This is a genomic window from Streptomyces sp. WY228 (genome assembly GCF_019287315.1).
Lineage (GTDB): Bacteria > Actinomycetota > Actinomycetes > Streptomycetales > Streptomycetaceae > Streptomyces > Streptomyces caviscabies.
In genome coordinates, this window is record NZ_CP079114.1 from 6,939,984 (window position 1) to 6,966,078 (window position 26,095).

24 protein-coding genes are annotated in these 26,095 nt (G+C 70.9%); 12 read left to right on the top strand and 12 right to left on the bottom strand.

Going from position 1 to position 26,095, the window contains the following annotated elements:
- The first annotated feature begins 105 nt into the window (after positions 1 to 105).
- Positions 106 to 1,890, top strand: a complete 1,785-nt coding sequence (gene gcl, locus KV381_RS30375; protein ID WP_030083976.1) for a glyoxylate carboligase — start codon at positions 106 to 108, stop codon at positions 1,888 to 1,890.
- A 106-nt stretch (positions 1,891 to 1,996) separates the two neighbouring features.
- Here the strand turns inward: gcl and KV381_RS30380 are convergent, their stop codons facing one another.
- The 11 genes from KV381_RS30380 to KV381_RS30430 form a co-directional block, all read right to left on the bottom strand.
- Complete coding sequence (locus tag KV381_RS30380; RefSeq protein WP_218786783.1) at positions 1,997 to 2,383, bottom strand: hypothetical protein; 387 nt, start codon at positions 2,381 to 2,383, stop codon at positions 1,997 to 1,999.
- Positions 2,380 to 2,964, bottom strand: coding sequence for a TetR/AcrR family transcriptional regulator (locus KV381_RS30385; protein ID WP_218786784.1), 585 nt, complete (start codon positions 2,962 to 2,964; stop codon positions 2,380 to 2,382). The genes KV381_RS30380 and KV381_RS30385 overlap by 4 nt, the downstream gene beginning before the upstream one ends.
- Complete coding sequence (locus tag KV381_RS30390) at positions 2,957 to 3,793, bottom strand: alpha/beta fold hydrolase (protein ID WP_218786785.1); 837 nt, start codon at positions 3,791 to 3,793, stop codon at positions 2,957 to 2,959. The genes KV381_RS30385 and KV381_RS30390 overlap by 8 nt, the downstream gene beginning before the upstream one ends.
- Positions 3,794 to 4,346: 553 nt before the next feature.
- On the bottom strand, positions 4,347 to 5,804 hold the full coding sequence (locus tag KV381_RS30395; RefSeq protein ID WP_086779618.1) for a catalase: 1,458 nt from the start codon (positions 5,802 to 5,804) through the stop codon (positions 4,347 to 4,349).
- Between the two features lie 232 nt (positions 5,805 to 6,036).
- Complete coding sequence (locus tag KV381_RS30400; protein ID WP_218786786.1) at positions 6,037 to 6,930, bottom strand: 2-hydroxy-3-oxopropionate reductase; 894 nt, start codon at positions 6,928 to 6,930, stop codon at positions 6,037 to 6,039.
- Between the two features lie 99 nt (positions 6,931 to 7,029).
- Complete coding sequence (locus tag KV381_RS30405) at positions 7,030 to 7,869, bottom strand: TIM barrel protein (RefSeq protein WP_086779619.1); 840 nt, start codon at positions 7,867 to 7,869, stop codon at positions 7,030 to 7,032.
- 216 nt (positions 7,870 to 8,085) lie between these two features.
- A complete protein-coding gene (locus KV381_RS30410; RefSeq protein WP_218786787.1) occupies positions 8,086 to 9,534 on the bottom strand; it encodes a cellulose binding domain-containing protein in 1,449 nt (482 codons plus the stop codon).
- Positions 9,535 to 9,571: 37 nt separating this feature from the next.
- A complete protein-coding gene (locus KV381_RS30415; protein ID WP_218786788.1) occupies positions 9,572 to 11,188 on the bottom strand; it encodes a beta-N-acetylhexosaminidase in 1,617 nt (538 codons plus the stop codon).
- Positions 11,189 to 11,242: 54 nt separating this feature from the next.
- Positions 11,243 to 12,106 (bottom strand): carbohydrate ABC transporter permease, encoded by an 864-nt coding sequence (locus KV381_RS30420; protein ID WP_030083991.1) that lies wholly within the window; start codon positions 12,104 to 12,106, stop codon positions 11,243 to 11,245.
- The gene (locus KV381_RS30425) at positions 12,103 to 13,086 is read right to left on the bottom strand and encodes a carbohydrate ABC transporter permease (protein WP_218786789.1); all 984 of its coding nucleotides are present in this window, start codon (positions 13,084 to 13,086) and stop codon (positions 12,103 to 12,105) included. Before KV381_RS30425 ends, KV381_RS30420 begins: the two co-directional genes overlap by 4 nt.
- 39 nt (positions 13,087 to 13,125) lie before the next feature.
- Complete coding sequence (locus tag KV381_RS30430; RefSeq protein ID WP_218786790.1) at positions 13,126 to 14,394, bottom strand: extracellular solute-binding protein; 1,269 nt, start codon at positions 14,392 to 14,394, stop codon at positions 13,126 to 13,128.
- A 280-nt stretch (positions 14,395 to 14,674) separates the two neighbouring features.
- Between KV381_RS30430 and KV381_RS30435 the strand changes: the two genes are divergently transcribed.
- The 10 genes from KV381_RS30435 to KV381_RS30480 all read left to right on the top strand — a co-directional run bounded on the left by KV381_RS30435 (position 14,675) and on the right by KV381_RS30480 (position 24,374).
- The gene (locus KV381_RS30435; RefSeq protein WP_218786791.1) at positions 14,675 to 15,514 is read left to right on the top strand and encodes a GntR family transcriptional regulator; all 840 of its coding nucleotides are present in this window, start codon (positions 14,675 to 14,677) and stop codon (positions 15,512 to 15,514) included.
- A gap of 124 nt (positions 15,515 to 15,638) precedes the next feature.
- Positions 15,639 to 16,907, top strand: coding sequence for a lactonase family protein (locus KV381_RS30440; RefSeq protein WP_218786792.1), 1,269 nt, complete (start codon positions 15,639 to 15,641; stop codon positions 16,905 to 16,907).
- A 110-nt stretch (positions 16,908 to 17,017) separates the two neighbouring features.
- Entirely contained in the window at positions 17,018 to 17,269 is a 252-nt protein-coding gene (locus KV381_RS30445) for a hypothetical protein (RefSeq protein ID WP_078611212.1), read from the top strand.
- A complete protein-coding gene (locus KV381_RS30450) occupies positions 17,266 to 17,664 on the top strand; it encodes a helix-turn-helix domain-containing protein (protein ID WP_030083999.1) in 399 nt (132 codons plus the stop codon). Before KV381_RS30445 ends, KV381_RS30450 begins: the two co-directional genes overlap by 4 nt.
- 164 nt (positions 17,665 to 17,828) lie before the next feature.
- A complete protein-coding gene (gene uraD / locus KV381_RS30455) occupies positions 17,829 to 18,365 on the top strand; it encodes a 2-oxo-4-hydroxy-4-carboxy-5-ureidoimidazoline decarboxylase (RefSeq protein ID WP_030084001.1) in 537 nt (178 codons plus the stop codon).
- A 20-nt stretch (positions 18,366 to 18,385) separates the two neighbouring features.
- Positions 18,386 to 18,775, top strand: coding sequence for a hydroxyisourate hydrolase (gene uraH, locus KV381_RS30460; RefSeq protein WP_018514694.1), 390 nt, complete (start codon positions 18,386 to 18,388; stop codon positions 18,773 to 18,775).
- Between the two features lie 7 nt (positions 18,776 to 18,782).
- Positions 18,783 to 19,706 carry a factor-independent urate hydroxylase gene (gene pucL, locus KV381_RS30465; RefSeq protein ID WP_030084004.1) on the top strand — a complete coding sequence of 308 codons (924 nt, stop codon included), beginning with the start codon at positions 18,783 to 18,785 and terminating at the stop codon, positions 19,704 to 19,706.
- A gap of 68 nt (positions 19,707 to 19,774) precedes the next feature.
- Complete coding sequence (locus KV381_RS30470; RefSeq protein WP_030625217.1) at positions 19,775 to 21,178, top strand: nucleobase:cation symporter-2 family protein; 1,404 nt, start codon at positions 19,775 to 19,777, stop codon at positions 21,176 to 21,178.
- 45 nt (positions 21,179 to 21,223) lie between these two features.
- Complete coding sequence (locus KV381_RS30475) at positions 21,224 to 22,612, top strand: 8-oxoguanine deaminase (protein WP_030084009.1); 1,389 nt, start codon at positions 21,224 to 21,226, stop codon at positions 22,610 to 22,612.
- Between the two features lie 304 nt (positions 22,613 to 22,916).
- On the top strand, positions 22,917 to 24,374 hold the full coding sequence (locus KV381_RS30480; protein ID WP_030084010.1) for a nucleobase:cation symporter-2 family protein: 1,458 nt from the start codon (positions 22,917 to 22,919) through the stop codon (positions 24,372 to 24,374).
- Between the two features lie 116 nt (positions 24,375 to 24,490).
- On the opposite strand, the gene KV381_RS30485 is transcribed toward KV381_RS30480, so the two are convergent.
- Complete coding sequence (locus tag KV381_RS30485; RefSeq protein ID WP_086779990.1) at positions 24,491 to 25,306, bottom strand: chitosanase; 816 nt, start codon at positions 25,304 to 25,306, stop codon at positions 24,491 to 24,493.
- 83 nt (positions 25,307 to 25,389) lie between these two features.
- On the opposite strand from KV381_RS30485, the gene KV381_RS30490 reads away from it, so the two are divergent.
- Positions 25,390 to 26,073, top strand: a complete 684-nt coding sequence (locus KV381_RS30490) for an alpha/beta fold hydrolase (RefSeq protein ID WP_086779989.1) — start codon at positions 25,390 to 25,392, stop codon at positions 26,071 to 26,073.
- The last annotated feature ends 22 nt before the right edge of the window (positions 26,074 to 26,095 follow it).

The following is a 26,095-nucleotide window of genomic DNA, read 5'->3' on the forward strand; positions in this document are numbered from 1 at the left end:
TTAGATTGCTTCCGTATAGCAGAACTGAATTTCCGTAATGCGGAATTGGTGCTCTCAGGTGGCGCGACAGAGCCCGACTCCACCAATCCCGAGCAGGAGCACTCAATGCCTCGTATGACCGCTGCCCGAGCGGCAGTTGAGATCCTCAAGCGCGAAGGCGTCAGCAACGCGTTCGGTGTGCCGGGTGCGGCGATCAACCCCTTCTACGCGGCCCTCAAGGCCTCCGGCGGGGTGCAGCACACCCTGGCCCGTCACGTCGAGGGCGCCTCCCACATGGCCGAGGGCTACACCCGGGCCAAGGCCGGCAACATCGGCGTCTGCATCGGTACGTCGGGCCCGGCGGGCACCGACATGATCACCGGTCTGTACTCCGCCATCGCCGACTCCATCCCGATCCTGTGCATCACCGGCCAGGCGCCGACTGCCGTCCTGCACAAGGAGGACTTCCAGGCCGTCGACATCGCGTCGATCGCCAAGCCGGTCACCAAGGCGGCGACCACCGTCCTGGAGGCCGCGCAGGTCCCCGGCGTCTTCCAGCAGGCCTTCCACCTGATGCGCACCGGCCGCCCCGGCCCGGTCCTCATCGACCTGCCGATCGACGTCCAGCTCACCGAGATCGAGTTCGACCCCGAGCTGTACGAGCCCATCCCGGTGCACAAGCCCGCCGCCTCCCGCAAGCAGATCGAGCGGGCCGTGCAGCTGCTGAACGCCTCGGAGCGCCCGGTGCTCGTCGCGGGCGGCGGCATCATCAACGCCGACGCCTCCGAGCTGCTGGTGGAGTTCGCCGAGCTGACCGGCGTCCCGGTTATCCCGACCCTGATGGGCTGGGGCATCCTGCCCGACGACCACGAGCTGAACGCCGGCATGGTGGGCCTGCAGACCTCGCACCGCTACGGCAACGCGAACTTCCTGGAGTCCGACTTCGTCCTCGGCATCGGCAACCGCTGGGCCAACCGCCACACCGGCAAGCTGGACGTCTACACCCAGGGCCGCACCTTCGTCCACGTCGACATCGAGCCCACCCAGATCGGCAAGATCTTCGCCCCGGACCTCGGCATCGCCTCCGACGCCAAGGCCGCGCTGGAGCTCTTCGTCGAGGTGGCGCGCGAGCTGAAGGCCGCGGGCGAGCTCAAGGACCGGTCGGCCTGGGCCGGTTCCACGCAGGAGCGCAAGGCGAGCCTCCAGCGCAGGACCCACTTCGACAACGTGCCGCTCAAGCCGCAGCGCGTGTACGAGGAGATGAACCGGGCGTTCGGCCCGGAGACCCGTTACGTCACCACGATCGGGCTCTCGCAGATCGCGGGTGCGCAGATGCTGCACGTCTACAAGCCGCGCCACTGGATCAACTGCGGCCAGGCGGGCCCGCTGGGCTGGACGATCCCGGCCGCGCTGGGCGTCGCCACCGCGGACCCGGAGGGCACGGTCGTCGCCCTCTCCGGCGACTACGACTTCCAGTTCATGCTGGAGGAGCTGGCCGTCGGCGCGCAGCACCGCATCCCGTACGTCCACGTCCTGGTGAACAACTCCTACCTGGGGCTGATCCGCCAGGCGCAGCGCAACTTCGACATCGACTTCCAGGTCAACCTGGAGTTCGAGAACCTCAACTCCCCGGAGCTGGGCGTCTACGGCGTCGACCACGTCAAGGTCGTCGAGGGCCTCGGCTGCAAGGCGATCCGGGTCACCGAGCCGGACCAGCTGCTGCCGGCCTTCGAGGAGGCGAAGAAGCTGGCGGCGGAGTTCCGCGTCCCGGTCGTCGTCGAGGCGATCCTGGAGCGGGTCACGAACATCGCGATGAGCGGTACGGACATCGCGTCGGTCAACGAGTTCGAGGACATCGCCACGGACCCGTCCCACGCGCCCACCGCGATCCGCCCCCTGACCGTGTCCTGACCCGCCCGGCACCGAACGAGGGCCCCTGCCCCGGAGAAGCCTCCGGGGCAGGGGCCCTCGCGCTTCGACCGCGGACCGGATCCGCTGCGAACGGCGCGCCGTGCGGTCAGCCCGGCCGGTGGGTCGCGCTCAACAGGGCTCGCCAGCGCGGCAGTTCGGTAAAGGGCAGGATCAGGCACAGGGCAGTCACCGACGTGGCGACCCACGTCCCCCACAGCGCCCATGCGGACGCCGCTGCCGCCACCGCCTGGAGCACCACCAGCGCGATGGTGACGATGCCGGGCACCGCGACGGGCGGGTCACCGCCGGGCCGGTCGCCCGGGGTGCCGAAGAGGGCAGGAAGCCCGATCAACAGCAGGACGGCGCCGATCGCCAGCGGGACGGAGAGGGACCACAGGGCCCAGGGGGTGCACACCCAGGCGGTCATCTCGACGGCGAAGCGCAGGCCGCCGCGGACGGGGTCGTGCCCCGGAGGTCGTGTCCCGGTCCTCACGGTGCGGAGGTGTGAGCCGGAGGGGCGGCCTCGAAGCCGGTGATCAGGGTGTCGACGAGGAAGCGGTAGCTCCGCGTGACGTCACGGGGCAGACCGAAGCCGCCGGCGCCCTCAAGGGTGACGAACCCGTGCAGTGCCGATCGCAGCGCCCGTGCGGAGTCGACGACCCGCGCGTCGGGCAGGCCGAAACCGGCGAGGACGTCGAGCAGAACCCGCAACGCCTCTTCGCCGGCGTCCCGGTCCTCCTCGTCACCGGCCGCCGGAGCGGGGACGGTGGCGGCGTAGCGGCCGGGGTGCTCCAGGGCCCAGCGGCGGTAGCTGTCGGCGAACGCCCGCACCGCGTCCGGGCCGGAACGGCCGACGCACTCCCGGGCCAGGTGCTGGGCGAGTTCGCGCTTGGCCCGGACGGAGATGCCGTGCCGCAGTTCGTGCAGGGAAGCGACGTGCTTGTACAGGGACGGCGGCCGTACGCCGAGCCTGTCGGCCAGCAGCCCCATGGTCAGGCCCGCCCAGCCGACCTCGTCGGCGAGCGCCGCTCCCGCCGCGACGACGGCGCTCGTGTCGAGGCCCGCCCTAGGCACGGGTGTGCGTTTCCAGGAAGGCGAGCATCAGGGACACCGTCTCCTCGGGGTACTGGTCGTGCGGGTAGTGGCCGGCTCCCTCGATCACCGCGACCTCCCCGACACCGGCAGGCATCGCGGCCACGATCGCCTCGCCCTCGGCGCGCGGATCGACCCAGTCGGGGTCGAGCGAACCCTCCACGATCAGGGCGGGGGTCCGTACGTTGCCCAACTGGGCGCCGGCGTCGGTCGGCGCCGACTGCCCCATCTTGCGCAACGCCCGCATCCGGTCGGGCTCGCCCAGCGTCGCCCGGACGCGGCCGAGCCGGTCGGCCCAGTCGGCGGGCTTGCGGCCCGGGTAGGCGTGGTCGAGGTAGCGGGACCACAGTCCCACGCTGCCGAAGAGGGCGGCGCCGAGCAGCAGGAAGGCGCCCTTGCGGTAGCGCTTCGAGCGGAGGTCGCCGAACGCGATCGACTGTGCGCGCGTGAAGGGGGCCAGCTCGATGACGCCTCTGACCAGGTCGGGATCCTGGGCGGCCGCGATGGTGGCGGCTCCGCCGGAGATCGAGTGACCGACCAGGACGGCCGGGCCGCTGTCGAGGCGACGGATCACCGCGAGCAGATCGCCCGCGATGTCGGTGCGCGAGTAGGAAGGCCATGTCGCACTCGACTCGCCGCAGCCCCGCAGGTCGACCGCGGCCACGCGGTACCCCGCCGCCGCCAGGCGCGGCAGGACGAATCTGTACGCCGCGCGGCTGTCGCCCATGCCGTGGGCCAGGACGACCAGTGGGCCCTCGCCGGCGGTCTCGTAGGCGAGGGTGCCGCCCGGGACGGAGATGAACTCGGTCATGGCGTCTCCCTGCTCGGTGCAAAAGCTAATGTGACTAGCTAAAGGCTAATGCTATTAGCTACACGCGTCAAGCGAGGCCGGACCTACAGCCCGTCCGGCGTTTGAGGACGGAACCGTGGGGCTGGAGCGGGCCGTCTTCCGCGTGAGGGGCACGGTGGCGTCCCTGCTTCGAAGCGTGCGCGCCCACCCGCGCGAGGGTTCCGTCCTCAAACGCCGGACGGGCTGGGTATGGTGCGGCCCCATCACCCTGACGGTTCCGTCCTCAAACGCCGGACGGGCTGGATAGCGCCGGACGGGCTGGGTGGGCGCGGCATGCGAAAGGGCGTGGAGTACGGGACCGTATCCGTACTCCACGCCCTCGTTCAGGGGGTGACAGGGACCGCGGCGGCGGCGATCGGCCCGGGTGAGGGCGTCTCCTTCAGGTCAGGAGACGGTCCCCGGGCCTTCACCACCGCACTGGCATCGCTCGACCGCCGCGGCCTCGTCGTCCTGCCCGTGCCGCGCGGCACCCCTCATCCGGGTGCGCGGTACGAGCAGGGGTACAGCGGGAAGCTCAGTCCTCGCGCAGGGCGCGGACCGCCTCCTCCACGCGCTTGCCGTAGTCGGCGTCGGCGGCGTGGAAGTGGGCGAGGTTCTTCTCGATCACGTCGTCGCGGGTGACCTGCGAGAGGCCTCCGGCGATGTTCGCGACCAGGCGGCCCTTCTCGTCCTCCGACATCAGCCGGAAGAGTTCGCCCGCCTGGAAGAAGTCGTCGTCCTTGGTGTGGGCGGGCGCCTCGTGCGTGCCCGTCCAGCCGTGGATCGCGAGCGGCGCGGCGAGCGCCGCGTCGGTCTGCGCCGGACCGGCGTACGAGTTGGGCTCGTAGTTCTTGTCGTGGCGCGAGCCGTTGCGGGTCGCGTGGACGCCGTCGCGGCCGTAGTTGTCGACGACGGCGGTCCGCGGCGCGTTCACCGGCAGCTGGGTGTGGTTGACGCCCAGGCGGTAGCGGTGCGCGTCCGCGTAGGCGAACAGCCGGCCCTGGAGCATCTTGTCCGGGGACGGGCCGATGCCGGGCACGAAGTTGTTCGGCGAGAACGCCGCCTGCTCGACCTCGGCGAAGACGTTGTCCGGGTTCCGGTCCAGGACCAGGCGGCCGACCCGCTGGAGCGGGTAGTCGCTGTGCGGCCACACCTTGGTGAGGTCGAACGGGTTGAACCGGTAGTCGGCCGCCTCGGCGGCCGGCATCACCTGGACGTACAGCGTCCAGGACGGGTTGACGCCGCGTTCGATGGCCTGGAGCAGGTCCGTCTGGTGCGAGTTGGCGTCCTTGCCGACGAGCTCGGCGGCCTGGTCGGCGGAGAGGGACCGCACGCCCTGGTTCGTCTTGAAGTGGTACTTGACGAAGAAGGCCTCGCCCTCGGCGTTCGTCCACTGGTAGGTGTGCGAGCCGTAGCCGTTCATGTGACGGTACGAGGCGGGGATGCCGCGGTCGCCCATCAGCCAGGTGATCTGGTGCGTCGCCTCGGGGGCGTGCGCCCAGAAGTCCCAGACGTTGTCCGGCTCCTGCTTGCCCGTGAACGGGTCGCGCTTCTGCGAGTGGATGAAGTCGGGGAACTTGATCGGGTCCTTGATGAAGAACACCGGGGTGTTGTTGCCGACCAGGTCGTAATTGCCCTCGTCCGTGTAGAACTTGAGGGCGAAGCCGCGCGGGTCGCGGACCGCGTCCGCGCCGCCGAGCGAGTCGGCGACGGTCGAGAAGCGGAGGAACGTCTCGGTGCGTTTGCCGACCGAGGAGAGGAAGTCGGCGCGGGTGAAGCCGGTGACGTCGTCGGTGACCTCGAAGTAGCCGTACGCGCCGGAACCGCGGGCGTGCACCACGCGCTCCGGAATGCGCTCACGGTTGAAGCGGGCGAGCTTCTCCAGGAGGTGCTGGTCCTGGAGGAGGATCGGTCCACCGACACCGGCGGTGGCGGAGTTCTGGTTGTCGGCGACCGGGGCGCCTGACTCGGTCGTGAGCACACGCTTAGCCATGTGGCGGGATGACCTTTCGTACGAGCTGCTGACGGCTTGAGGAGCGTAGATTCGCCGCGAGACAACGTCAACAGTTTGTTGAAAACGAAGTGTGTGGTTCCGGGCCGCGGCAGCGCCTGGGCGCGACAGGACAGGTGTCAGCGCCACCGCGGCCCGGAGTTCAGGGGGCCCGCCGTGTGCGGGCCGTGGCCCCGTACGGGGCCAGGGGCTCCTTGCGGAGCCGGGGGAGGGATCAGACCTGGGAGCCGGACAGCCGCTCGACCGAGCGCAGCAGCGCCGAGTGGTCGAGGCCGCCGTCGCCCTGGGCGCGCAGCGAGGCGACCAGCTGGGCGACCACGCCGCCGACGGGCAGGGCCGCGCCGACGTTGCGGGCGGCGTCCGTGACGATGCCCATGTCCTTGTGGTGCAGGTCGATCCGGAAGCCGGGGGCGAAGTCCCGCTTCAGGAAGTTGTCCTTCTTGCGGGTCAGCACGGTCGAGCCGGCCAGGCCGCCGTTGAGCACGTCCAGCGCGGCGGCGAGGTCGACGCCGGACTTCTCCAGGAAGACCACAGCCTCGGCGCAGGCCTGGATGTTGACCGCGACGATCAGCTGGTTGGCCGCCTTCACCGTCTGGCCGGAGCCGTGCGGGCCACAGAGCACGATCGTCTTGCCGAGCGCTTCGAGCAGCGGCTTCGCGGCGTCGAAGTCCGCCTGCTCGCCGCCGACCATGATGGACAGGACCGCCTCGATGGCGCCGGCCTCGCCGCCGGAGACCGGCGCGTCCAGGACCCGGATGCCCTTTTCGGCCGCGTTCTTGGCGAGGTCCACGGAGGTCTGCGGGGTGATGGAGGACATGTCCACCAGCAGCGCGCCGCGCTTCGCGTTCTCCAGGATGCCGTCCGGGCCGTAGGCGATGGCCTCGACCTGCGGCGATGCGGGCACCATCGTGATGACGACATCCGCGTCCCTGACCGCGTCCGCGATCGAGGAGGCGCCGGTGCCGCCGGCCGCGACCAGCCGGTCGATCTTGTCCTGCTCCAGGGTGTATCCGGTGACGGAGTAACCGGCCTTGATCAGGTTCTCGGACATGGGGGAGCCCATGATGCCGAGGCCGATCCACGCAACCTTGGGGAGGTTGTTGCTCATGAGGGTGCCTTCCTGAAAAGCGTGTGTGCGTAAGACCCACCCCCCGATTGCCGGTGGGTCTGAGGGGGGTTGGGCTCACCCCTTGGTGGAATCGGGCGGTCAGCCGGCCGCTCGGGCCGACGCCGGGAGCCAGTCGAACGACTCCGCGCTCGGACGGTCGCCCGGCTTGTACTCCAGGCCGACCCAACCCGCGTAACCCGCGTCCTTGAGCTCGTCCAGGAGCCGCTCCAGCGGGAGCGAGCCGGTGCCCGGCGCGCCGCGGCCCGGGTTGTCGGCGATCTGGACGTGGCCGGTCTTCGCGGCGTACGCCTTGATGACCTGGCTCAGGTCCTCGCCGTTCATCGAGAGGTGGTAGAGGTCCAGCAGGAACTTGGCGTTCCCGAGGCCCGTCGCCGCGTTCACCTTGTCGACGACCTCGATCGCGGCCGGTGCGCTGACCAGCGGATAGAGCGGCGACTCCGGCTTGTTGAGCGTCTCGACGAGCAGGATCGCCCCGACGCGGTCCGCCGCGCGGGCGGCCAGCACCAGGTTCTCCAGCGCGAGCGCGTCCTGCACCTGCGGGTCCGCGCCTTCGACGCGGTTGCCGTACAGCGCGTTGAGCGCCGTGCAGCCGACCGAGGCGGCGAAGTCGGCCGCCACCTCGATGTTGGCCCGGAAGCGGTCCGACTCCGGGCCGGGCGCGGAGAGCGCGCCGCGGTCGGGGCCGGGCAGCTGTCCGGCGTAGAAGTTCAGCCCCACCAGCTGGGTGCCGGCGTCGTCGAGCGCCTTCTTGAGGGCGTCGAGCTCGGCCTGCGGCGGGGCGGGGGTCTCGATCCAGGGCCACCACAGCTCGACCGCCGTGAAGCCCGCCGCGGCGGCTGCCGCGGGACGCTCCAGGAGCGGGAGTTCCGTGAAGAGGATCGAAAGGTTCACATCGAAGCGCTGGTCCGGGTATCCCATGAGGGTTTCGGCGCTCCTTCCGTATTGCGGAAGTTAGTTTCTGCTTAACGGAAGATTGCCCGGAGGGTGGCAGGGCTGTCAAGGGGGTGCCGGAAAATTCGCCCCGGTCAGCGGCGTACGGAATCGGTGGCGCGGGCGCCTTCGGGCATACGAAAGCGGGGCGGGGGTCGCTGTCGACCCCCGCCCCGCCCGGTTCTCACGCCGTACGCACCGCTCCTAGCTGCCCGGGACCGTGTCCTCGAAGCTCGTGCCCGCGTCGCGGTACGAACCGACCATCGCGTTGACCTGCGCCGGGGTGAGCACCTGGTCCTTCACATGCAGGACGTAGTCCACCTGCTGGTCGTAGGCGCGGGGCGTGGTGCTCGGCTGCCCCTCCAGGTCGATCAGCCACTGGTTGAAGTTGATCGACATCGGCCGCTCGGGCAGATAGGCCGCCCCGTGCGTCCCGAAGTGCTGCCCGTCGACGTAGTACGTGATCTCGTTGTCGTCGATCGTCACCACCAGGTCGTGCCAGCCCGCGTAGGACTGCCGCGACTCGCTGTGCGCGTTGACCGCCTCCCACGGGTCGGGCCGGTAGGTCTCCCACGACGTCGTGTACAGGATGTTCGCCGGCTCACCCCAGCCGCCGTTCGGCAGATACTCGAAGTCGTACTCCGCGTAGTCGTCCGCCATCGGCGCCTTGAGGTCGTTGATGGTGAAGAACGTCTGCACGATCCGGTCGCCGTCCGGGCCCGAGCGCGGCGCGTCGCTGAACTTCACCCGCGACGCGTACGTCCCGTTCTTGAACTTCATCGACTGCGTCAGGATCTCGGTGTGCTTCGTCGACGCCCCGGTGCCCGCCGTCGAGGTCTCCAGGTTCATCACCGTGTTTCCGCCCTGGTCGGCGAAGGTGACGCTCGAAGGTGCCCAGGTCGCGCCCGGCACGCCCGGACCACCGGAGTTGGACCGTACGCTCCAGCCGTTGGCGTTGATCTTCGGGTCGGTGTGCGAGCTGTAGTCGAAGTCGTCGAACAGCGCCGCCGCGTCGCCCGGCGGGTCGGTGGGCGGGTCCGTCGGGTCCGGCGGGTCGGTCGGCCCGTTGCCGCCGGGCGCCTCGCCCCACACGGTCGCGCCGGAGACATGCGCCGTCACCTTGGACCAGTCGCCGTACGCGGCCTGCTCCGGCCCGAAGGAGTAGTCGTCGGACTGCACGAGCGAGGCCCAGGACGACTGGTGGAAGCGGAGCTGCAGGTCGCCGGTGTCCGCGCCCGGTGCGAGCGAGCCCGCCCCGGCGGTGAAGCCGATCTCCAGATAGCGGTCGGCGGTGGCGGTCGGGGTGGCGAGCGTCCCGAACGTACCGGTGATGTTTCCGCACCCCTTGACCGCCCAGGAACAGGCGAACCGGTAGGCGGCGGACGCCGAGTCGGCCTTGAAGTAGTAGCGCACCTTCACGCTGCTCAGCGGTACGGAGGTGGAGCCGGCGTTGCGGACCTTCAGCCACGGCTCGCTCTGGTCGGCGCTCGCACCGGACGCGCTGGTCCGGTACTGGACGACGATGCCGTCCGCCGCGGCGGACGCCGAGGACGGCAGAGCGGCGAGCCCGGTGGCGGCCAGCGCCACGGCGGCGGCCGATGCGGCGGCGGTGCGCAGCCTGGACCCGCGCGGATTCCTGCGTGATGGGTTCACGGGTGTGTTCCTCTCCGGAACGGTGGTGGGGGAGTGGTTACGAGTGGGGTCGCGCTGTTCCTGAGGGCGGGGACGCGGATCCGGCCGTCGCGAGCGACCGTGCGTCCAGCGGGCGGTAGGGGACGCCCAGGGCGTCCAGCCGGGCGGTGTGATGACGCAGCCGCTCGACGAACCCCGGCCAGTCGCCGTGCCCGCCGGACCAGGAACGGTCGGCGAGCGCGCACAGCCGTGGGTAGCTGAGGTACTCGATCTCCTCGGGGGTGCGGGCGTACTCCGTCCACACCTGGGCCTGGGTCCCGAGCACCCGGCCCCGCTCGGCCTCCGGCCAGTCCCGCGGGGCCGGTTCGTAGGCGTGGACCGTGTGCAGGGAGACCGGCGCTCCGGGCTGGGCCACCGGTTCCGACGGGTCGCCGGACTGGGCGTAGTCGAGGTAGGTCGCCCGGTGGTGCGCGGCGATCACCTGGTGGCCGCGGTGCACGGCGGCCCGCGTGTGCGAGGAGTCGCGCCAGGTCATCACCGTGAATTCCGGCGGGAGTTCGGCCCCGTTCTCGACCCAGCCGAGCGGAATCCGGCCGCGCTCCACCAGGAACGCCCCGATCCGGCCCATGAACCAGCCGTGCAGTGCCGCCGGGTCGGCGAGCCCCAGCTCCGCCGCGCGTTCGCGGGCCGCTGGGCTCTCCTCCCATTCGGTGGTCGGGCACTCCTCGCCGCCGATGTGGACGTACGGCGACGGGAAGACCTCCAGCACCTCCTCCAGCACGGCGCGGCAGAAGTCGAAGACGCCTTCGTGCACGCCGAGGATCGTGTCGCACACCCCCCAGCGGGTCCACACGTCCAGCTGCCGTTCCGGGTGGTTGCCCAGCTCCGGGTAGGCGGCGAGCGCGGCCCGCACATGGCCGGGCATCTCGATCTCCGGTACGACGGTGATGCCGCGCTCCGCCGCGTACCGCACCAGGCCCTTCAACTCGGCCTTGGTGTAGTGCCCTTCGTGCGGCACCGCGTCGACGTACGCCCCGTCCGGACCGGTCGGACCCTGCTGCGACCCGGCCCGCCGGGAGCCGACCGAGATCAGCCGGGGGTAGGCGTCGACCGGCATCCGCCAGCCCTGGTCGTCGGTGAGGTGCAGATGCAGGACGTTCAGCTTGTGCAGCGCCATCAGGTCCACGTACCGGCGCAGATAGCCGATCGGCTGGAAGCGCCGCGCCACGTCCAGCATCGCTCCGCGCCACGGCCGGTCCGGTACGTCGGTGATCTCGACGCACGGCAGCTCCCAGGGACCCGTGCTCGCCGGACCGCCCGACAGCGCCTCGGCGGGCAGCAGTTGGCGGATCGTCTGGACGCCCCGGAGCAGCCCGGTGAGATGGGCGGCGCGCAGCTGGAGGGCGCGCGGGGCGACCGTCAGCCCGTACCCCTCCTCGCCGAGGCCGCCGAGCCGGTCGTCCAGGGCGAGGACGACCCGGCCGTTCGGCGCGGGGGCGAGGGGCAGTCCGGTGGTGCGGCCGACCAGGGTGCGCAGCAGGTCCGCCGCCGGTTCCGCGCCCCGCAGCGCCCGGACGGTGGTCTCCCGGTCGAGGGTGAGCCGGCCGCCGAGCGAGGAGATCCGGCTGGGCCGGGGGAGGAGGGAGAGGGCGGGGGAGGGGCGCGATGCGGGCACGGGATCTCCGGATTCGGTTCGCGGGCGGGCGGGCGGCGAGGCGTCGTCGAACGCTCAGCCCTTGACGGCGCCGGCGGCGAAGCCGGACGTGACATGGCGCTGGAGCAGCAGGAAGATCACCAGGGCGGGCAGCGCGAAGAGGGTGGAGGCGGCCATGGTGGCGCCCCAGTCGGTGCCGAAGGTGTTCTGGAAGGACGACAGCCAGACCGGCAGCGTCCGGTTGTCCTGCTGCTTGATGATCAGGAAGTTGGCGTAGGCGAACTCGTTCCAGGCGGTGATGAAACCGAACAGCGAGGTCGCCATCAGCCCCGGCGCCAGCAGCGGCAGCGCCACCCGCCGGAACGCCCCGGTCCGGGTGCAGCCGTCGACCTGCGCGGCCTCCTCCAGCTCCGGCGGGATCGTCCCGATGAAGCCGCGCAGCACCACGACGGTGAACGGCAGCGTGATCATGAAGTAGATCAGCGTCAGCGTCGGCAGCCGGTCCAGCATGTTCGTGTCCCGGGAGATGATGTAGATCGGGATGATCAGCGACTCCCAGGGCGCCATCTGTGCGATGAAGATCATCAGCATGAACTGCCGCCGGCCCTTCCACCGCAGCCGCGCCACGGCGAACGCCGCACCCAGCGCGACCAGCAGCGCCAGCAGGACCGCCCCGAGGGTGACCAGGATGCTGTTGCGCCAGAAGAGGGCGAAGCCGTCGGCCTCCACCGCCCGCCGGAAGTGGTCGAGCGTCCAGGTGTGCGGGAAGAGCTGCGGGTCGGCGGACTGGATGTCCTTGGACGGCTTGAAGGCCGTGGAGATCATCCAGTAGACGGGGAAGAGGCAGACCACGACGGTCACGGCCGCGGCGAGGTGCAGCGGAAGCCGGCGCAGGCGCGGGCGGGCGGACGTACGAGGGAGTGCCGTACGGGTGCTCATCGGGTCTCGTCCTCCTGGCGGAGCATCTGGCGGAAGTAGAGGACGAGCACCCCGGACATCAGGACCACGGTGACCATCGAGGCGGCGGAACCCAGGTCGTACCGCTGGCTGGAGAGCGCCGTCTGGACCGCGTAGACCGGCAGGATCGTCGTGGCGTCGCCCGGCCCGCCCCGGGTCATCACCCAGATCTGGACGAACGCCTTGAACGTCCAGATCACCTCCAGCGAGAGGACCAGCAGGAAGATCGGCCGCAGCATCGGAAAGGTCACCGAACGGAAGATCCGCGCCGCGCCCGCCCCGTCCAGCCGCGCCGACTCGTACAGCTCCGGGGAGACGGTGGTCAGCGCCGAGTACAGGGTGATCGCGGCGAACGGCACCGACTGCCAGACGATCAGCGTCACCAGGATGGCGAAGGCCGCGGTGCCGTTCGCGAACCACGGATAGCGGTCGAAGGAGTCGAGGCCGAGCGAGGTCAGCGACCAGTTGACGATCCCGAACTCCGAGTGGAACAGCCACTGGAAGACGGTGGTCGCCGCCACCACCGGCATCGCCCAGGCCAGCACCAGCGAGCACAGCACCACCGTCCGCCCGATCCGGCCCAGCTGCTCCACCATCAGGGCGACCAGGGTGGCGATCACCATGATCAGCACGACATTGACCGCCATGAACAGGAAGGTGCGGCGCACCACCTCCCAGAAGCGTGGATCGGTGAGCAGCGTGCGGTAGTTCCGCAGCCCGACGAACTCCGCGTCGCCCGCGATGAGCTGGCGCAGCCGGAAGTCCTGGAACGAGATCAGGACGGCCCGCACCAGCGGGTAGACCAGCAGATAGAGCATGCCGCCGACGGCGGGGGCGATCAGGGCGTACGGCCAGAGGCCCTGGGCCCTGGCCCGCGGGGGCGGGGCCTTGCGTGCGGCGGGGCGCGGGGCCGGGCGTCGCCGGGGGGTGCGGGGTGCGGTCCGTTGGCCGACGACCGGCACGGCGCGCCTCCTTTCGTGCTGCTCGGGTGGCGGACCGGGTCAGGAGCCGGCGTTCATGGCCCGGGTGATGTCCTGCGAGGCCTTCGCCGCCTCCTTCGCCGGATCGCCCCCGGTGAGCACGGCCGTCATGTAGTCCTTGATCGGGTTCTCCGCCTCGACCGCGGCCCAGCCCGGGGTGTTGGGCGTCGCGTGCCCGTTGGCCGCGCCGACCGCCATCGCGGCGGCCCCCGGATCGTCGGCCACGGCGGAGGCCAGCGTGGTCCGGTTCGGCACATAGCTCATGGCGACGGCGAGCTTCTTCTGCCAGGTGTCCCCGGTCAGCTCCTTGATGAAGGTGACCGCCTCGTCGGGATGGGCCGCGGCGGCCGGCACGACCAGGTCGGAGCCGCCGGTGAAGACCGCGCCCGGGGTGTCCGCGGCCTTGCCCGGGATCGGGAAGAAGGCGAGCTTGCCCGCCAGTTCGGGGTTCTTCTCCGCGATGACCTTGGCCCCGCCCGGGGTCTGGATGACCTGGGCCACCTGCCCCTGGGCCATCACCTCGGTCTGCGGCGGGTCGTCCTCGTCGGAGTCCTTGGGGCCCTTGCCGAGCGCCTGGAGCTCCTGGTAGAAGGCCATGCCGCGCAGCGCCTCGGGGGTGTCCAGCGCGCCGGACCACTTCCCGCCGGACTCGGCGGCGAGGTCGCCGCCCTCGTCCCAGATGAACCCGGCCAGCGCGTACCACATCTGTCCGGGCAGGTAGATGCCCTGCGTGCCGCCCTTGTTGAGTTCGGTCGTGGCGTCGATCCACTGCTCGCGGGTCTTGATCGCCGAGGCGTCGACGCCCGCCTTCTCGAAGAGGTCCGTGCGGTAGACGACCACCCGGTTGGCCGCGTAGTACGGGATGCCGTACTGCTTGCCCTCGTACGAGCCCGGCTCGGCCAGCCCGCTCAGCCAGTTGTCGCCGTTCAGCTCCTCGGTCCGGTCGCTGAGGTCGAGCAGCCCGCCGCTCTCGGCGAACTGCGCCACCTGGGTGTTGCCCGCCTCGATGACGTCCGGGGCGTCGTTGCTCGCCAGGGCGGCGGTGATCTTCTGGCCGATCCCGTCCCACTCCTGGACCTGGACCCTCACGTCGATCGTCGGATGGCGCTTCTCGAAGTCCGCGGTGAACTCCTTCTGGAACGCGTCCGAGACGCTGTCGCGCATCAGCCAGACGTCCACCGTCGTCCGGCCGTCCCCGTTGCCGGAGTCCGGTCCGGACGACGAACTACAGGCACTGAGTGCGGCGGTCAGGACGAGCGCGGACCCACCGGCGAGCAAGCGGTACTTCACGGTTCACCTCGGAAGAGATACGGATCGGACGGACCTGACGAGGCCTGACCACCTGACCAGTGGTGCGCACTGGACAGCTCGCCTGCCGGTGGTGGATGAAGGTGGCATAGACCAATGAGGCCGTCAAGCCCCTGCGTACAACGGGGAATTGGTGATCTAGCCGTAACGGCAGCGGCTGATCTGGTCAGGGTGAGCGCTACACTTCACCTGACCAGCAGGCCAGTTGCGGTGGCGAGATGGTCAACTGGTAAGAAAGATGCAGCCGTCGGGAGGGAAGGCCATGGACGCGGATGTGCCGGGAACGGTGCTCAAACGGGAGCGGACCCGTGATGCCGTGCTGGAGCTGATCGAGTCGCGCAGCCCCGGCGACGCCATCCCCTCGGAGCGCGCCCTGTGCACGCTGCTCGGCGTGTCCCGGCCCACCGTGCGCGCGGCGGCCGACGAGCTGGTCGCCGCCGGACTCCTGGTGCGCGAGCACGGCCGGGGCATGTTCGTCGCCCCCGCCAAGATCACCCAGGAGCTGGTCGCCGGGGACCGGGCGCTGACCGTGCCGCAGGCGTCGGGCGCCTGGTCGAGCCGGCTGCTGGAGTTCACCACGCTCCAGGCGGGGGCCCGGGTCGGCCGCAAGCTGCGGATGTCACCGGCCGCCGAGATCGTCTACGTGGCGCGGCTGCGGCTGGTCGACGGGGCGCCGATGGCCATCGAGCATCTGCACATCCGGGCCGAGCTGGTGCCGGGGCTCAGCGCGCAGGAGCTGGAGAGCGGCGATCTGTACGAGCATCTGCGCGTCACCCACGGCGTGCACGTCCACGAGGCGGTCCAGGCGATCGAGCCCACCGTCGTCACCCGCGCCGAGGCCGGGCTGCTCGACGTCCCGGAGCTCTCGCCGGCGCTGCTCTTCGAGCGGCTGACCTCCGACACCACGGGCCGTCCGGTGGAGTACGTCCACTCGCTCTACCGGGGCGACCGCTACCGGATCGTCTCCCGGCTCGCGCTCGGCCCGGCGGCCGGCATCGCCCCCGACCGGGAGGGGCACCACCCGGGTATTCCGCCCGGCGATTTCGCGCACGGCGACGCCATCGCCTCCTCGACCAGGGGAGACATCCAGACGGGCGCCTGATCGCGACCCTCCGGTCACGTTGCGCAGGGTGCAACTCCGGTTGCACCTCTTGTCGAACGGGCGTCGGCGGGCCAGGGTGGCGGACGCATCCGAAGCAGCCGAACCCCCACACGAGGTGCCTCGCATGAACCCAGCCCCCCACCCGAACCCGGTCCCCGGCCGCCCCGCCCGACCCGGCCGGGCACCCGCGTCCGCCGTCGACGCCCCCGCCTCCGCACCGCCCAGTCGCCGGGGCCTCCTCGGCGGTCTGCTGGCGGGAGCCGCCCTGGCCGCGGCCCCCGCACTCGCCACCCCGGCTCTCGCCGCCCCCGCCCACGCCGCACCCCGGTCCGCCGCCGGGCCCGCCGCCCCGCGCGCCACCCGTCCGCTGCTGCTCGGCACGTACACCTCCGAGGCGGGAGGCGGTACGGGCATCGGCACCGCCGCGTACGACACCGGCACCGGCGCGATCACCACCGGACCGGCGATCACCGGCGTCGAGAACCCCTCCTACCTGGCCCTCCACCCCTCCGGCTCCACCGTCTACGCGGTTGCCGAGCAGGACGCGGGCGCGGTCACCGCCGTGGCGCTCGCGCCGGACGGGACGTACGAGCTGCTCGGCACCCGTCCCACCGGCGGCTCGGGCCCCACCCACCTCTCCGTCCACCCGTCCGGGGACTGGCTGCTGAGCGCGAACTACACCTCCGGCAGCGTCGCCGTGCACCCGATCGCGGCGGACGGCTCGCTGGGCGAGCGCACCGATCTGGTCACCCACAGCTCGCCGCCGCCCGGCCCCGGCCAGGGCGGACCGCACGCCCACCAGATCGTCACCTCGCCCGACGGCGGCCACGTCCTCGCCGTCGACCTGGGCACCGACACCGTGTACACGTACGCGCTGGACGAGTCCGCCGGAACGCTCACCGAGGTCTCCCGCGCCGCCCTGGCCCCCGGCTCCGGCCCGCGCCACCTGGCCTTCCACCCCGGCGGGCGGTTCGCCTACCTGGCCTGCGAGCTGGACGACACGATGGTCGTCTGCGCGTACGACCCCGCCACCGGCGCCCTCACCCCGGGCCCCGGGCAGTCCACCGGTACGGGATCGGGCACCAGCTACCCCGCCCAGCCGGTGGTCACCGGCGACGGGGCGTACGTCTACCTCGCCAACCGGGGGCACAACAGCCTCACCCGTTACGCGGTCGAGGACGACGGGGCGGCCCTGCGCCTGCTGGACACCGTGCCGGTCGGCGGCGACTGGCCCCGGCAGCTCGCCCTCTCCCCGGACAGCTCCCTGCTCTTCGCCGCCAACCAGCGCTCCTTCACCGTGACCGTCTTCGCCGTCGGCCCCGACGGCTCCCTGACCGCGGCGGGTGAGCCCTTCCCGGCGCCGGTCGCGGTCTGCGTGCTGCCGCTCCCGTGACCACCCCGCCCGGGGCCCCGCGCGCACCGGAGCGGGGCCCCGTCCAGCGGTTACAGTCGTGGCCGAGCCGCGGGAGCCCGCACCCCGGGCGAGGACACCATGGAGGCACAGTGCGCTTGAGGGTGGAATTCACCACCGAGCCGTTCGATCTCGACGAGGCGCCCACCCACGCGGTGGTGGCCCGCGAGGTGATCCAGGGCGCCGAGCTGGACGCCGTCGACGTCGGCCCCTTCGGCAACACCGCGGAAGGCGGCGCCGACGAGGTGCTGACCGCCGTGGACGCCCTGCTGCGGCAGGCCCTGGCCTCGGGCGCCACCAGGGTCTCGCTCCAGGTGAACGTGATCGAGGGGGACGTGGCATGACCGCATCCGCCGATCACCCCCCGGTGGCGGGCGATCACCCTCTCGTCTCCGCCGTCAAGCCGCTCGTCGACGCGATGGGCGCCGAGCTGCTGGGCCCCGAGCAGGCCGAGCCGGACGATGTGGTGCTCGCCTGGGAGGGCCGGGACGTCATAGCCGTACGGCTGCCCCAGCTCTCCGACTCGCTGGACCACATCCTCGCCGCGATGGAGCGACGGCACGGGATGCCGCTCGCCGACCTGGACCGCAAGGCCAAGCAGAGCGTCGTCCGGACCCTGGAGGCACGCGGTGCCTTCTCCGTACGGCACGGAGTGGAGACCGTCGCCGGTGCTCTGGGCGTATCCAGATTCACCGTGTACAACTACCTCAACCGAGAACATTCGGCCAAGGGTGAGTAGTTGGCCGAACCCGCCGAACGCACAGGAAAGCCGCCGTCCGCATGCCGGGACGGCGGCTTTCTTCGTTCGCGAGATTTCAACAAAGTGTTGACGTCGTGTTGCGGAGGGCGTTAGCTATCCGCAGCCCGAACAACGCACAGCGAAAAACAGCCACGGAGGCTCCCGTGACTTCGAGCTCCACACCGGGCCTCACCCGGTTCAACACCCTGGCGGACGGCGAGGCCACTCCCGCGCTGCACGAGGTGTGTGCCAGTGCGACCTGGGGAAACACCATCCTCGCCGGGCGTCCGTACGCCACCGAAGAAGCCCTGCTCTCCGCGAGCGACGCCGCCATGGCGACGCTCACCGCGGCGGACCTGGCCGAAGCGATGGCAGGCCACCCGCCGATCGGGCGTCCGATCCCCGGCGACCCGACCTCCTCCCGCGAGCAGCGGGGGATGGCCGGCGTCTCCGAGGAGCTCAAGACCGAGATGCTCGAACTGAACCTGGCCTACCAGGAGCGGTTCGGACATGTCTTCCTGATCTGCGCCACCGGCGCCACCGGTGAGCAGATGCGCGACGCGGTGAAGTCCCGGATCGGGAACTCGCCCGAGCAGGAGCAGGAGATCGTGCGCACCGAACTGGGCAAGATCAACCGCATCCGGCTGACCCGTCTCGTGACGGAGACCCTCGCAGAGGGCGCTCCCGCACAGGACTCTTGAGATCTAGGAGAGTGACGGTCTTGAGTACCGACACGACCGCATCGGTGTCCACCCACATCCTGGACACCAGCATCGGCCGCCCCGCCGCGTCCGTCGCCGTCTCGCTCGCCGCCCGCAGCGGAAGCGACGCGCCGTACGTGACGCTCGGAGCGTCCGCGACCGATGCGGACGGGCGTTGCAAGGACCTCCCGGCGCTGCCGGAAGGAACGACCCACGTACGTCTCGACTTCGACACCGAGACGTACTTTTCCAAGAAGCAAGCCGAGGCGCAGCAGGACGCCCCCCGCGTAAGGGACAGCGGCGCGTTCTTCCCGGAAGTGACGATCGCCTTCGCGGTCGTGCCGGGCGAGCACTATCACGTACCGCTGCTGCTCAACCCGTTCGGCTACTCCGTTTACCGAGGGAGCTAGCACCGACATGCCCACGATTCTCGGCCAGAACCAGTACGGCAAAGCAGAGAACCGCGTCGTAAAGATCACGCGGGACGGCGACACCCACCACATCAAGGACCTGAACGTCTCGGTCGCCCTCTCCGGCGACATGGACGACGTGCACTACTCCGGCTCCAACGCGAACGTCCTGCCGACCGACACCACCAAGAACACGGTGTTCGCGTTCGCCAAGGAGCACGGGATCGAGTCCGCCGAGCAGTTCGGCATCCACCTCGCCCGGCACTTCGTCTCCTCGCAGGAGCCGATCCACCGCGCCCGGATCCGGATCGAGGAGTACAGCTGGGAGCGCATCGCGACCTCCGACGGCAACTCCAAGTTCATCGGCGCCGACGAGGTCAAGCACTCCTTCGTCCGCAAGGGCCAGGAGACCCGCGTCTCCCAGATCACCTACGACGGTGAGAACTGGGAGGTCATCTCGGGCCTCAAGGACCTCACGGTGATGAACTCGACCAACTCCGAGTTCTGGGGCTACGTCAAGGACAAGTACACGACGCTGAAGGAGGCGTACGACCGCATCCTGGCGACGGACGTCTCCGCCCGCTGGCGCTACAACTGGACCAGCGACGAACAGCGCATGCCGAACTGGGAGAAGTCCTACGAGCAGGCGCGCAAGCACATGCTCCACGCCTTCGCCGAGACGTACTCCCTCTCGCTCCAGCAGACCCTGTACCAGATGGGTTCGCGCATCATCAACAGCCGCAGCGAGATCGACGAGATCCGCTTCTCGCTGCCGAACAACCACCACTTCCTGGTGGACCTCGAACCGTTCGGCCTCAAGAACGACAATGAGGTCTACTTCGCGGCGGACCGTCCCTACGGTCTGATCGAGGCCACCGTGCTCCGGGACGGCGTCGAGCCGAAGATCCCGGTCGACATGACCAACCTCTGACGCGGCACTGAACCGGCCGCCGTCCGTCCACAGCCGGACGGCGGCCGGTCATCCCGGAGGGAAATCCCATGGCACAGCCTGCAACGGGGCCGGCAGAAGGCCCAGGCAAAACCTCACCGACCACCGCCGCCGACACGGCAGTTCACCCGGTCGACGAGAAGCTTCCTCCCGCGCGGCTCGTCCCCGCAGCTCTCCAGCACATCGCCGCCATGTACGCGGGCGTCGTCACCCCTCCGCTGATCATCGGCCAGGCCGTCGGCCTGGACACCGCCGGCATGACCCGGCTCATCGCGGCGAGCCTCCTGATCGCCGGACTCGCCACCATCCTCCAGACGATCGGCCTCGGCCCCTTCGCCGGCAACCGGCTCCCCTTCGTCAACGCCGCCTCCTCCGCCGGGATCGCGCCGATGCTCGCCATCGCCGAGACCAGCGCACCGGGCCACCAACTCCCCGCGATCTACGGGGCGGTGCTCGTCGCCGGAGTCTTCTGCCTGGCCGTCGGACCGTTCTTCGGCAGACTGCTGCGCTTCTTCCCGCCGCTCGTCACCGGCGTGGTCATCACCCTCATCGGCGTCACCCTCATGCCCGTGCCCGTCGCCTGGGCGCAGGGCGGCGACGCCACCGCCGACGACTTCGGCGCCATGAAGTACCTGGCGCTGGCCGCCTTCACGCTCGTCGTCATCCTGCTCGTCCAGCGTTTCGGCCGCGGCTTCCTCAAGCAAGTCGCCCTGCTGGTGGGCATGTTCGTCGGCACGCTGGCCGCGATCCCGTTCGGACTCGCCGACTTCTCCGCGCTGAAGTCCGCCCCGCTCGCCGCCCTGCCGACCCCCTTCGCCTTCGGCGCGCCGGAGTTCCAGCCCGCCGCGATCCTCTCGCTCTGCATCGTCATGCTCGTCCTGATGACGGAGTCCTCGGCCGGAATGCTCGCCCTCGGCGAGATCTGCGACCGCCGCACCGACGGCCGCACCATCACCCGCGGCCTGCGCACCGACGGCATCGCCACCCTCCTCGGCCCGGTCTTCGGAGGATTCCCCACCAGCGCCTTCGCCCAGAACGTCGGCGTCGTCTCGCTCACCCGCGTCCGCAGCCGATACGTCGTCGCGGCGGCCGGCGGAGCCCTCCTGATCCTCGGCGCCTTCCCGGTGCTCGGCGCGGTCGTCTCGCTCGTGCCCATGCCCGTCCTCGGCGGCGCCGGCATCGTCCTCTTCGGCTCCATCGCGGTCAGCGGCATCCGTACGCTCTCCGAGGCCGGCCTGGACGACAGCTCCAACATCATCCTGGTGGCCGTCGCGCTCGGCGCGGGCATCATCCCGCTCGCCGCGCCCACCTTCTACGCCGGTTTCCCGGCCTGGGCGCAGACCGTCCTCGGCTCCGGGATCAGCGCGGGAGCACTGGTCGCGGTCGTGCTCAACCTGTTCTTCCACCATCTCGGCACCCACAGCCGCACCGCTGTGGCACTCAAATCCTCCTAGGGTCCTGCCGTGCCCACATCGCCACAGAGAGAAGAAGGAAGCGCCATGGCAGCTTCGGCAGACCCTCAGCGCATCGTCATCGAGAACTGTTCGATCGCCACCGTCGACGCCCACGACACGGAGTACGCGTCCGGGTACATCGTCGTGGCGGACAACCGCATCGAGTCCATCGGCGCCGGCAAGGCGCCGGAGGGCCTGACCGGCGTCGTCCGCCGCATCGACGGCACCGGGCACCTCGCGACCCCCGGCCTGGTCAACACCCACCACCACTTCTACCAGTGGATCACCCGGGGCCTGGCCACCGACCACAACCTCTTCAACTGGCTGGTCGCCCTCTACCCGACCTGGGCGCGCATCGACGAGCCGATGGCCCGCGCCGCCGCGCAGGGCTCGCTGGCCATGATGGCCCGCGGCGGCGTCACCACCGCCATGGACCACCACTACGTCTTCCCCAAGGACTCCGGCGACCTGTCCGGCGCGATCATCGGCGCCGCCCGTGAGATGGGCGTACGGTTCACCCTCGCCCGGGGCTCCATGGACCGCAGCGAGAAGGACGGCGGCCTGCCGCCGGACTTCGCCGTCGAGACCCTGGACGGCGCGCTCGCCGCCACCGAGGCGACGATCGACGCGCACCACGACGCCTCCTTCGACGCGATGACCCAGGTCGCCGTCGCGCCCTGCTCGCCGTTCTCGGTGTCCACCGAACTGATGCGCCAGGGCGCCGAGTTGGCCCGCCGTAAGAATGTGCGCCTGCACACCCACGGCTCGGAGACCGTCGAGGAGGAGCAGTTCTGCAAGGAACTGTTCGGGATGGGCCCGACCGACTACTTCGAGTCCACCGGCTGGCTCGGCGACGACGTGTGGATGGCGCACTGCGTCCACATGAACGACTCCGACATCGCCGCCTTCGCCCGTACGGGAACGGGCGTCGCCCACTGCCCGTCCTCCAACGCCCGCCTCGCCGCCGGCATCGCCCGGGTCCCCGACATGCTCGCCGCCGGCGTCCCGGTCGGCCTCGGCGTGGACGGCACCGCCTCCAACGAGTCCGGCGAACTCCACACCGAGCTGCGCAACGCGCTCCTCATCAACCGCCTCGGCGCCCACCGCGAGGCGGCCCTGAACGCCCGTCAGGCCCTGCGCCTCGGGACCTTCGGCGGGGCCCAGGTGCTGGGCCGCGCCGACCAGATCGGCTCCCTGGAGGCCGGCAAGCTCGCCGACCTCGTCCTGTGGAAGCTCGACACCCTGGCCCACTCCTCGATCGCCGACCCGGTGACCGCGCTCATCTTCGGCGCGGCCGCCCCGGTGACCCTCTCCCTCGTCGACGGCAAGCCGGTCGTCGAGGGCAACCACCTCACCACGGTGGACGAGGACGCCATCGCCCGCGTCACCCGCGACGAGGCCCGCCGCCTCGCGCAGATCGCCGCCGGGGCCTGACCCCGGGCGGTATCCCCGACCGGCCGGTCGAGGGGGACGGCCCGAGACCGGCCGCCGTGGACCCGAGCGGGGCCCACGGCAGCCGGTCCGGCGGACGCGCGCCCCATGGCGCGCGCCCGCCGGACCGGTGATGAACGCTGCCCGCACACACCCCCGTGCGCGCCCTTTTCCGCACCCCCCCTCCACTGCACGACCTGCACGACCTGCACCACCTGAGAGAGCCGCAAGCAACGCCGCACCACTTACGCATCACCTCCCTGACACCCGCGTCGCCGACGACGCGTAACCGACCGGAGGAACCGCCGTGGCCGCTGAGCCCAGGTTTCGCAAAGACGCAGACGCAGCCGCCCCCGACGCGACGGCCGACACCGCCGTGGACCCGGGAGACGACCGGAAACACCCGGTCGACGAGACCCTTCCCCCGCTGAAGATGTTCACCAGCGGCCTCCAGCACGTGGCCGCCATGTACGCGGGCGTGGTGGCCCCGCCGCTCATCGTGGGGCCGGCCGTCGGCCTCACCGCCAAGGAGACCGCCTTCCTGATGGGGGCGAGCCTGTTCACCGCGGGCATCGCCACCCTGCTCCAGACCATCGGCTTCTGGAAGGTCGGCGCCCGGCTGCCCTTCGTGAACGGCGTCTCGTTCGCCGGGGTCGCCCCGATGATCGCGATAGGCAAGGACCGGGGGCACGACGGGATAGCCGTCATCTTCGGCGCGATCATCGTCGCGAGTCTTCTCGGCTTCGTCCTCGCCCCGTACTTCTGCAAACTGGTCCGCTTCTTCCCGCCCGTCGTCACCGGCACCGTGATCACCCTGATCGGTGTTTCGCTCCTCCCGGTCGCCTTCAACTGGTCCCAGGGCGGCAACGCCACGGCGGACGACTACGGCTCGATGACCAACATCACCATGGCCGCCGTGACCCTGGTCATCGTGCTGGCCCTGCGCAAGCTGCTGCGCGGCTTCCTCCAGCAGATCGCGATCCTGCTCGGTCTGGTCATCGGCACCCTGATCGCCATCCCGGCGGGCATCACCGACTTCAGCGCCATCAAGAACGCGGACGTCGTCGGCTTCCCGACCCCGTTCGCCTTCGGCGCCCCGCAGTTCGAGATCGCCGCCATCATCTCCATGTGCATCGTGATGCTCGTCTGCATGACCGAGTCCACGGCGGACATGCTGGCCCTCGGCAAGATCGTCGGCCGCCCGGCGGACGAGAAGATCATCGAGGGCGGGCTCCGCGCCGACACCCTCGGCAGCGCCATCAGCCCGCTCTTCAACGGCTTCATGTGCAGCGCCTTCGCCCAGAACGTCGGACTGGTCGCCATGACCAAGATCCGCAGCCGTTTCGTCGTCGCGGTGGGCGGCGGGATCCTGATCGTCCTCGGCCTGGTCCCGGTCGCGGCCTCGGTCATCGCCCTCGTACCGCTGCCGGTGCTCGGCGGCGCGGGCATCGTCCTCTTCGGTACGGTCGCGGCCAGTGGCATCCAGACCCTCGCCACCGCCGCCATGGAGAAGGGGGAGAACGCGCTGATCGTGGCGGCGGCCCTCGGCATCGGCCTGATCCCGATCGCCGCGCCGCAGTTCTACCACGCCTTCCCGGAGAGCCTGCTGGTCGTCCTCGACTCGGGCATCTCCACCGGCTGTGTGGTGGCGATCGTGCTCAACCTCGCCTTCAACCACTTCGGCCGCAAGCCGGACACGGAGGACGAGGAGGCGGCGCACGGCGAGCACGTGGTGCCCGCGGCCGCGGGGGTGGGCGCGCACTGACGTACCGGCTGCCCGCCGTCCGGTGAAGCCCCGTGCCCCGCACGGGGCTTCGGCCGTGTTCCGGCGACGTCGGCCCCGGGGCGTGTCGGGCGACCGGCGCCGGTCGCCGGACTTTCCTAGCCGATCCGGTAGACGTCCCCGTACACCTTCCACCGCAACGGCGTCTCCAGCCCGAGCTTCCCCTCCCGTACGAAGACCCGCTGCGCGGTCTCCACCCGGCTGGTGTCGGTGTGCGAGGGCTCCCGGCCGATCGCGGCGACCCGGGCGTCGAGAAACGCGTTCAGATACGCCTGCTCGTCGCCGCCCCGCGCGGGCGTCCTGGCCGCCGCCATCGCCTCGCGGCGCATCGTGCGGAAGCCGACCGTGCCCTCCGTGTCGCCCTCGCCGTGCATCACGTACGCGTCGTAGTAGATGAACTGGCCGAGCGCCCCGAGCCCGTCCCGCTCGGCCCGCCGCACCGCCGGGCCGAAGTACAGGGCGTCGCGCTCCGCGTCCTGCGCCGCGCGGAAGGCGGGGTCGTCGGCCGCCTTCGCCCAGGCCCGGGTGAACGGACGGCCGAGCCCCGTGTGCGCGTCGCTGCCCTCCACCGCGCGCAGCGCCGGAAGGAACCGCTCCAGCGGATTGCCGGGGCGCGCCTTCGCGTACCGCTCCACGACCTCCCTCATGTCACCGGTGCCGGAACAGAATCCGATGATGCCCGCCGTGTACCCCCGTCCGTCCCCGATGTCCTCGATGTACGGGTACTGCGCCTCCCAGTCCAGCGAGGAGTTCTCCGCGCTGGAGACCAGCCGCATCGCGATCCGCTTCTTCGCCGGGTCGTTCAGCCCCTCGTCCGGAGCCTTCGACGAGGACGCGGAGCAGCCGGCGAGTGCGGCGGCCGTGAGGAGCGTGGCGGCGAGGGGCGGGCGCAGGGCCCGGACGAAGTGCTTCACCCGCCCAGCCTGCCAGGCCGGCGCCGGGCCGCGGGCCGGGGTCAGGGAGCCGGCCGGGGTCCGTCGGCTGTAGCGTCAGGGGCATGGAAGATCAGTCTGTTGTGGATGTCGGCGATGTGCGCCTCGCTTACCGGACCTGGGGCGATGCGTTCGGCTCGCCCGTCGTGCTGCTGCACGGCCTCGGCGGTTCGGCCGCGAACTGGGAGGCGGCCGGCGCCCTGCTGGGCCAGGAGTGGCGGGTCTTCGCCCTGGACCTGCGCGGCCACGGCGAGAGCGACTGGCCCGACGACTACGACCTGGAGCTGATGACCGAGGACGTCGTGGGCTTCCTCGACGAACTGGAGCTGGACCGGGTCGGCCTCGTCGGCCACGGCATGGGCGGGGTCGTCGCCCGGCTGCTGGCCGAGGAGCACTCGGACCGGGTGGAGCGGCTGGTGCTGGTGGAGACCCCGGCCCCGTTCCCCGGCGACCCGGGGCCGGCGGGGCGGGCCGAGGGCCCGGTGGACTACGACGAGAACGCGGTGCCCGCCGTACGGGACCAGCTCGCCGACCCGGGCCCGGACGCGGCCGAGGCCCTCGGCGACATCGTCTCCCCGACGCTCATCATCACCGGTGGCCCGGAGAGCACGATGGAACAGCACCGCCAGGCTGATGTGGCCTCCCTGATCCCGGACTGCCGGCTGATCACGGTCCCGGGCGGCCACCGGATGCACGAGACCCGGGCCGACCAGGTGGCCGCGCACATCACGGAGTTCTTCACCAGCTGAGGGGCGCTTCGGCCGCGCGCGG

Coding starts and splice junctions, on each gene's coding strand:
- gcl (WP_030083976.1), top strand. CDS start 106: ATGCCTCGTATGACCGCTGCCCGAGCGGCAGTTGAGATCCTCAAGCGC.
- KV381_RS30390 (WP_218786785.1), bottom strand. CDS start 3,793: ATGACCGAGTTCATCTCCGTCCCGGGCGGCACCCTCGCCTACGAGACC.
- KV381_RS30395 (WP_086779618.1), bottom strand. CDS start 5,804: ATGGCTAAGCGTGTGCTCACGACCGAGTCAGGCGCCCCGGTCGCCGAC.
- KV381_RS30400 (WP_218786786.1), bottom strand. CDS start 6,930: ATGAGCAACAACCTCCCCAAGGTTGCGTGGATCGGCCTCGGCATCATG.
- KV381_RS30405 (WP_086779619.1), bottom strand. CDS start 7,869: ATGGGATACCCGGACCAGCGCTTCGATGTGAACCTTTCGATCCTCTTC.
- KV381_RS30420 (WP_030083991.1), bottom strand. CDS start 12,106: ATGAGCACCCGTACGGCACTCCCTCGTACGTCCGCCCGCCCGCGCCTG.
- KV381_RS30435 (WP_218786791.1), top strand. CDS start 14,675: ATGGACGCGGATGTGCCGGGAACGGTGCTCAAACGGGAGCGGACCCGT.
- KV381_RS30440 (WP_218786792.1), top strand. CDS start 15,639: ATGAACCCAGCCCCCCACCCGAACCCGGTCCCCGGCCGCCCCGCCCGA.
- KV381_RS30450 (WP_030083999.1), top strand. CDS start 17,266: ATGACCGCATCCGCCGATCACCCCCCGGTGGCGGGCGATCACCCTCTC.
- pucL (WP_030084004.1), top strand. CDS start 18,783: ATGCCCACGATTCTCGGCCAGAACCAGTACGGCAAAGCAGAGAACCGC.
- KV381_RS30470 (WP_030625217.1), top strand. CDS start 19,775: ATGGCACAGCCTGCAACGGGGCCGGCAGAAGGCCCAGGCAAAACCTCA.
- KV381_RS30475 (WP_030084009.1), top strand. CDS start 21,224: ATGGCAGCTTCGGCAGACCCTCAGCGCATCGTCATCGAGAACTGTTCG.
- KV381_RS30490 (WP_086779989.1), top strand. CDS start 25,390: ATGGAAGATCAGTCTGTTGTGGATGTCGGCGATGTGCGCCTCGCTTAC.